The organism is Bradyrhizobium sp. 138 (assembly GCF_023074075.1).
GTDB lineage: Bacteria > Pseudomonadota > Alphaproteobacteria > Rhizobiales > Xanthobacteraceae > Bradyrhizobium.
This window is the reverse complement of record NZ_JADPKT010000087.1, coordinates 159,576-166,892: the sequence shown is the minus strand read 5'-3', so window position 1 is coordinate 166,892 and position 7,317 is coordinate 159,576. Positions and strand designations below refer to the sequence as shown.

Genomic DNA, 7,317 nt, shown 5'->3' with positions numbered 1-7,317 from the left:
CTGAGTTGCTCTCGGCTCTCGCCCGTCTTGAATGTGCGATTCGTCATGAACAGAATCGTACATCAACTCCCCAAAATGCCGAGTTCTTGCTCAGCCTCGTCGGGCAAAACACCCCGCCAAATCCTCCACCCCGCCTGTCAAGCCCGCCGGCGCAAATATTCCACTTTACCGAAATTCGGATTTGTCGTACAAGCGAAACACCCCGGCCCGAGACAAGGGGCGGATCGCGATCGTCACGAACCGCGGGCTGGGCAGCGATGGACGCGACGGCGTCGGGCGCGAAGCCCATTGCAGGGCGGGAAACCGTGAGCAAAAGGGCTTTCCGCGCATACGACCCGGCGCCGACAGCGTCTTCGCATGGCTTCGGGCGTGATCACACGCCAGCACTCGAAGCGACATGCGAAGACGTGCGCGGACGGCCAAGTCGTGTGGTCCTGACGCCCGGGGTCTGTGCGTCAAGTCCTGCGGTGATGCGGCGACCAACCGGTGCGCGCATCGATCATCTGCATGGCGACGGGGGCAATAGTGCATCGCTCCCCGGGGAGAGCACGAAGTACGCCGTAAACCATCGCGCAGGGAAGGCCGGGCGTTCGGCCAACCTGTGGTCCACCCCGTGTGCATCTTTCGCGCACGGACCTACGGGTGCCGCCGGCGCCCGGCCTTCCCTGCGCCCTTGTCTCCATAAGGGCCATGCGATCAAGCAAAGCTCGGGCGAGATGAGCCGCGAGAGCGAGAAGGTGTGTCTGCGGTTTGACAGCTGACGAAACGAGCGGTCAATCATTTGTCCGTGCCCCGGACGCAGCGCAGCGTCTCGATGGCGATGCGAAACATCGTCCAGCGGGACGGTGCGCTGCAGAGCCGAGGCCCATCTCTCGGATCGTTCGTGGAACATGGGTCCCGGCTCTGCGCAGCAACGCTACGCGCTGCAGCGCGTCCGGGACACGAGACGGAGTGGCGCTGCCACGTCCCCTCGTTGCGTCCCAATTATCCGCCCCACGGAATCCCCTCACCTCCGCATGATCGCCCCGCTCCCACCGCAAGCCGATCCAATAGACATTTCCCGACCCCGGCGGCATCCTGCCGCCATCAACCGATAACAGAGCGCCACGAAAGGCGGGGGAAACACATCATGTTGCAGACACGGTTCACTAGGCTCGTCGGCGTCGAGCACCCGATCGTCCAGGGCGGCATGCAATGGGTCGGCCGCGCCGAGCTGGTCGCCGCCGTCGCCAATGCCGGCGCGCTCGGCTTCATCACAGCACTGACCCAGCCGACGCCGGAGGATCTCACCAAGGAGATCGCGCGCTGCCGCGACCTCACCGACAAGCCGTTCGGCGTCAACCTCACCATCCTGCCCGCGATCAAGCCGCCGCCTTACGCCGAGTATCGCGCCGCGATCATCGAGGCCGGCATCAAGGTGGTCGAGACCGCCGGCAACAAGCCGCAGGAGCATGTCGACGAGTTCAGGAAGCACGGCGTCAAAGTCGTGCACAAATGCACCAGCGTCCGCCACGCGCTCTCGGCCGAGCGGATGGGCGTCGATGCCATCTCGATCGACGGCTTCGAATGCGCCGGCCATCCCGGCGAGGACGACACACCCGGCCTGATCCTGATCCCGGCCGCTGCCAACAAGATCAAGATCCCGATGATCGCCTCCGGCGGTTTCGCTGATGCCCGCGGCCTCGTCGCCGCGCTGGCGCTGGGTGCCGACGGCATCAACATGGGCACGCGCTTCATGGCCACCAGGGAAAGCCCGATCCATCAGCTCATCAAGGAGAAGATCGTCGCCAATGACGAGCGTGAGACCGAGCTGATCTTCCGCACCATGCGCAACACCTCGCGCGTCGCCAAAAACGAGATCTCGACCAAGGTCGTCGCGATGGAGAAGCAAGGCGCCAAGTTCGAGGACATCCGCGAGCTCGTCGCGGGCGCCCGCGGCAAGATGGTGTACGCCACCGGCAATTCGGACGAGGGCATCTGGTCGGCCGGCCAGGTGCAGGGCCTGATCCAGGACATCCCGAGCTGCGCCGAGCTCATCTCCCGCATCGTGCGCGAGGCGGAAGCGATCATCCGCGGACGATTGGAGGGCATGATCGTTCAGCCGGCGGCGCAGGCTGCGGAATAGTCACTTCAAGAAGCGAGAGCAATTCATGAAGGCTTACGTCTACGGCCCTGACGGCGCTCGGATTTCCGACGTCGCTCAACCAAAGCCCAAGGGCACGCAAGTGCTGGTGCGTGTCCGCGCCTGCGGGCTCAACCGCGCCGACACCGGCATGCGCAGGGGGCACGTCCATGGCGCGGCCGGCGGCGCCGGCACCGTGCTCGGGATGGAATGGGCCGGCGAGGTCGCCGAACTCGGGCCTGATGCAAAGGGCGTCAAGATCGGCGACCGCATCATGGGCTCGGGCGGCGCGGCATTCGCGGAATACACACTGGCCGATCACGGCCGGCTGTTCCGCGCGCCCTCGAACATGAATTTCGAGGAGGCGGCCACCCTGCCCGTCGCGCTCGCGACCATGCACAACGCCGTCGTCACCATCGGCGGCGTGCAGCCGGGCCAGAGCGTGCTGATCCAGGGCGCCAGCTCCGGCGTCGGCCTGATGGCGATGCAGATCGCGAAGCTCAAAGGCGCAAAGCTCGTGATCGGCTCGTCGACGGACGCCGCTCGCCGCGGCCGGCTGAAGGACTATGGCGCCGACCTCGCGGTCGACAGCTCCGATCCGAACTGGGTCGACGAGGTGCTGACGGCGACGAACGGCGAAGGCGTCGACCTCATCGTCGACCAGGTCTCGGGCAAGGTCGCCAATCAGAACCTCGCCGCGACCAGGGTGAAGGGCCGCATCGTCAATGTCGGCCGGCTCGGCGGCACCCATGCCGATTTCAACTTCGACCTGCATGCGGCGCGCCGGATCGACTATGTCGGCGTCACCTTCCGCACCCGCACCATCGAGGAGGTCCGCGAGATCTTCGACGAGGTCCGCAAGGACATCTGGGGCGCGGTGGAGTCGCGGAAACTTCAATTGCCGATCGACAAGGTGTTCGCGTTCGACGACATCGACAAGGCGTTCGAGCACATGGAGGCAAACAAGCATCTCGGGAAGATCGTGGTGACGGTGTGAGGCGCGCGGACACCGGCCGTAGGGTGGGCAAAGCGGAGCGTGCCCACGATCTGCATCTATCACTGACGAATGGTGGGCACGGCGCTAACGCGCCTTTGCCCACCCTACGGGCCGGCGCAAGACGTGGATCGCTCCTGCAACTCACTAGCGACTACGGCTGTGGATCATCGCTTGATGTTCACTCACGCCCTGCTAAATCCCCGCCATGACCTCCCAGCCCAACAAAACCTCGGTCGCGGCGATCTCTATCTTCGCCAGCGGCGGCATGGCGGCCGCCAAGTTCGTGGTCGGTATCGCGATCGGTTCGCTCGCGCTGATCTCCGAGGCCCTGCATTCCGCGATCGATCTGATCGCGACCATCATCACCTGGGCGGTGGTGCGGGTGTCTGACAAGCCAGCGGACGAGGAGCACCATTACGGCCACGGCAAGCTGGAGAGCATTTCGGCGCTGGGCGTCACCGCCCTGCTCTACGTGCTCGCCGGTGGCATCCTGGTCGAGGCCTATGGCCGGCTGCGCGAGGGAACCCCGCCGCCGACCGTCTCGGCCGTGCCCTTCGTGGTGCTGGTGATCGACATCCTCGTCAATCTCTGGCGCGCCCGCGCCCTGCATCGTGCCGCGCGCGAGACGCGGAGCCAGGCGCTGGCGGCGGATGCGCTGCATTTCGCTTCCGACGTGATGGGCTCGTCCGCGGTGATCATAGGCCTGGTCCTCGCCGCCCTCGGCTTCTGGTGGGGCGACGCCGCGGCGGCCGCCGCGGTCGCCGTGATGATCGCCGCGCTCGGCCTGCGCATGGCCGGCTCGACCGTGCAGACGCTGGTCGACCGCGCCCCGGAGGGCGCGCAGGAAAAAGCCACGGCCGCGATCCGCGGCGTGCCCGGCGTGATTGACGTCGAGCGGCTGCGTGTGCGCATGGTCGGGGCGACCACGTTCATCGACACCATCGCAAAGGTGCCGCGGACCTACCCGATCGACCGCGTCGAGGACATCAAGCGCAACGCGCAGGCCGCCGTCAGCACGGCGTTCGGCGATGCCGACCTTACTTTCGCTGCGGTGCCTGTCGCGCGCGACAACGAGACCGTGCGCGACCGCATCATGGTGATCGCGCGCAATTCCGGGCTCGCCATCCACCACGTCACGGTGCACGATCTCGGCGCCAAGCTGATCGTCGGCATCGACCTCGAGGTCGACGGCGGAATGCAGCTCGACGCCGCCCATGACGTCGCCAACACCCTGGAGCGCAACATCCAGGAGGAGTTCGGCGAGGACGTCGAGGTCGACGTCCATATCGAGCCGTTGGAACCGGAACTGCCGTTCGGGGTCGATGCCACACAGGAACGGGTGCGGACCATCGCCGCCGCGCTGACGGAATACGCCGCCGGCGGCGAGATCCACGACATCCACAATGTCCGCGTCCGCAACACCGATGCCGGCGAGATCGTCAACTTCCACTGCCGCGCCACGCCATCGATGAGCGTGATCAAGGTGCACGAGCAGGTCGACGCGATCGAGCGCGCGCTGCGGCGCGCGTTCCCGAGCGTAAAGCGCGTGATCAGTCACGCCGAGCCGCCGCGCGCGTGACGCGGCGCACGAGACGAGTCACCCGTTCTCGTTTCGGACTCCTCGCGCCCGTGAGTTTGCGGACGCACGATGCGCAAACTGCGCATTGGATAAGAATAATTTCGCGTTAACGATTCGTTGACTCTCGACAGCCCGCGAAAACTGGATTCAAATCAGTGTGATTCGGAAGCGATGTGGGGCTGCTTCCGGACTTCAGTTGCAAGCTGGTTTTCAGGGGGCCGAAGGCATGTCGCGTGCAGACGCCGCGAACGCGTGCGTCCAATCCGATTCGATCAAGGGATTGGCGCAATCGATCGCGAAACCTGCCTATCATCGGCTGTTGATCGCGGAGCCGGCGCTTCGTCGCGCCGTGCCGACGCTCATCATCGCGTTCCTGATCACGATCTGCCTCGGCGCGTTCGTGCAGGTCGTCGATCAGACGCGCCAGAAGCGGCTGGCGATCCGCCACGACATCTCCGCGCTCGCCGATCTGCTCGCCGAACGCATCGACCGCCTCACCTCGGTGCGGCAGGAGCGGCTCAAGAACATCGAGAACCTGCCGACGCTGCTGCCAGACCTGATCCCGTCCTGGGGCACGGCCTCGGGTCGCCACGTCATCGTCACCTCGGCCGGCATCGACCGCCGCGTCCTCGCCCGCATCCCGATCGACAGCGATCCCTCCGGCAACGACCGCCTGCTCGATGCCATCACCACGGCGCAACTGCTCGCGGCGCCGACGCGCGACGGCAACATCTCCGACATGACGCTGCCGAGCGGCAACGCCGCGATGGCGACCTCGCGGCAGATCAAGTCGATGCCCGGCTTCGTCACCGTGATCCAGGAACGCAACGAGCCGATCTGGGGCTCGGACGCCGCGCTGTCGGTGACTCTGTCGGCGACCACAGGCTTCGTCGTCCTGATCCTCGGCTTCGCCTTCCACTGGCAGTCCACCCGCGCCCGCGAGGGTGACCTCATCAACGACGCCGTGCGCGGCCGGATCGACACCGCGCTCAACCGCGGCCGCTGCGGGCTGTGGGACTGGGACCTGTCGCGCGGCCGGATCTTCTGGTCGCAATCGATGTTCTCGATGCTCGGCCTCGACGGCCGCAACGAGCTCCTCACCTTCGGCGAGGTCAACGCGCTGGTGAAGTCCGACGACATCGACCTGTTCGCGATCGCCGATCAGCTCATCTCCGAGAAGATCGACCACATCGACCAGACCTTCCGCATGCAGCATGTCGACGGCCATTGGATCTGGCTGCGCGTCCGCTGCGAGAAGACGCGCGGGGCGACCGATTCCAGCGTGCATCTGATCGGAATCGCCGTGGACATCACCGAGCAGAAGAGCCTCGCCGAGAAGACGGTCGAAGCCGATCTCCGCCTGCGCGACGCCATCGAGACGATTCCGGAAGCCTTCGTGCTGTGGGACGCGAGCGACCGCCTGGTGCTCTGCAACTCGCACTTCCAGCGCCTGCACAAGCTGCCCGACACCGCCGTCATTCCGGGCACCTCCTACGAGACCGTGCTCGAGGTCGGCCGCATGCCGGAGGTGCGCACCCGCCACAACGAGACCGCGGCCCAAGGCCCGGGCGCGCGCACCTTCGAGGCGCAGCTCGACGACGGCAGCTGGCTGCACATCAGCGAGCGCCGCACCAAGGATGGCGGCTACGTCTCGGTCGGCACCGACATCACCCGCATCAAGGAGCACGAGCAGAAGCTGGTCGACAACGATCTGCGCCTGCGGGCCACCGTCATCGACCTGAAGCGTTCGCAGGCCGCGCTGGAGCGCCAGGCGGTCGAGCTCGCCGATCTCGCCGAGAAGTACCAGCGCGAGAAGACCCGCGCCGAGGAAGCCAACCAGACCAAGTCGAAATTCCTAGCCAACATGAGCCACGAGCTGCGCACGCCGCTCAACGCCATCATCGGCTTCTCCGAGATCATGGGCTCGGGCATGTTCGGCGAGCTCGGCAGCGAGAAGTACCAGGAATACTGCCAGGACATCCTGACCAGCGGCCACTATCTGCTCGAGGTCATCAACGACATCCTCGACATGTCCAAGATCGAGGCCGGCCGCATGAAGCTCGACATGGAAGAACTCGACCTGTCGCAGACGCTGGCGGAATCCTTGCGGGTCGTCACCGGCCGGGCCCAGGACAAGCACCTCACGCTCGACGCCGACATCGCAAAATCGATCTCCGTCGTCGCCGACCGCCGCGCCACCAAGCAGATCATCGTCAACCTGCTCTCCAACGCCGTGAAGTTCACGCCGGATGGCGGGCGCATCGTGGTGCGCAGCCGGCAGCTCGACGACCGGATCGTGCTGATGATCGCCGACACCGGCATCGGCATCGCGCCGCATTCGCTGGCGCGGCTCGGCCGCCCGTTCGAGCAGGTCGAGAGCCAGCTCACCAAGACCTATCACGGCTCGGGCCTCGGCCTCGCGATCGCCCGCTCGCTGGCGCAGCTCCACGGCGGCTCGATGCGGCTGCGCTCCAAGCTCGAAGTCGGCACCGTCGTGCGGGTGACCCTGCCGCGCGACGCGGTCAAGGCGGCGTCCGGCATATCGGCCGCGGCTTAGGACGAGCTTTGATTGAATCGATGCGAGCCGAGGGCCCACCTCTCCCGTAGGGAGGGGTGGGC

At 66.1% G+C, this 7,317-nt stretch carries 4 protein-coding genes; all 4 read left to right on the top strand.

All coding sequences use genetic code 11. The annotated features are described in order from the left end of the window. Positions 1–1,129: 1,129 nt before the first annotated feature. The 4 genes from IVA79_RS30910 to IVA79_RS30895 all read left to right on the top strand — a co-directional run bounded on the left by IVA79_RS30910 (position 1,130) and on the right by IVA79_RS30895 (position 7,255). Positions 1,130–2,125, top strand: coding sequence for a nitronate monooxygenase family protein (locus IVA79_RS30910; protein ID WP_247560261.1), 996 nt, complete (start codon positions 1,130–1,132; stop codon positions 2,123–2,125). A 25-nt stretch (positions 2,126–2,150) separates the two neighbouring features. Further along, on the top strand, positions 2,151–3,119 hold the full coding sequence (locus tag IVA79_RS30905; protein WP_247560259.1) for a zinc-binding dehydrogenase: 969 nt from the start codon (positions 2,151–2,153) through the stop codon (positions 3,117–3,119). Between the two features lie 205 nt (positions 3,120–3,324). Continuing rightward, the gene (locus IVA79_RS30900; RefSeq protein WP_247560256.1) at positions 3,325–4,698 is read left to right on the top strand and encodes a cation-efflux pump; all 1,374 of its coding nucleotides are present in this window, start codon (positions 3,325–3,327) and stop codon (positions 4,696–4,698) included. 226 nt (positions 4,699–4,924) lie between these two features. Then, on the top strand, positions 4,925–7,255 hold the full coding sequence (locus IVA79_RS30895; protein WP_247560254.1) for a PAS domain-containing sensor histidine kinase: 2,331 nt from the start codon (positions 4,925–4,927) through the stop codon (positions 7,253–7,255). The last annotated feature ends 62 nt before the right edge of the window (positions 7,256–7,317 follow it).

Coding starts and splice junctions, on each gene's coding strand:
- IVA79_RS30910 (WP_247560261.1), top strand. CDS start 1,130: ATGTTGCAGACACGGTTCACTAGGCTCGTCGGCGTCGAGCACCCGATC.
- IVA79_RS30905 (WP_247560259.1), top strand. CDS start 2,151: ATGAAGGCTTACGTCTACGGCCCTGACGGCGCTCGGATTTCCGACGTC.
- IVA79_RS30900 (WP_247560256.1), top strand. CDS start 3,325: ATGACCTCCCAGCCCAACAAAACCTCGGTCGCGGCGATCTCTATCTTC.
- IVA79_RS30895 (WP_247560254.1), top strand. CDS start 4,925: ATGTCGCGTGCAGACGCCGCGAACGCGTGCGTCCAATCCGATTCGATC.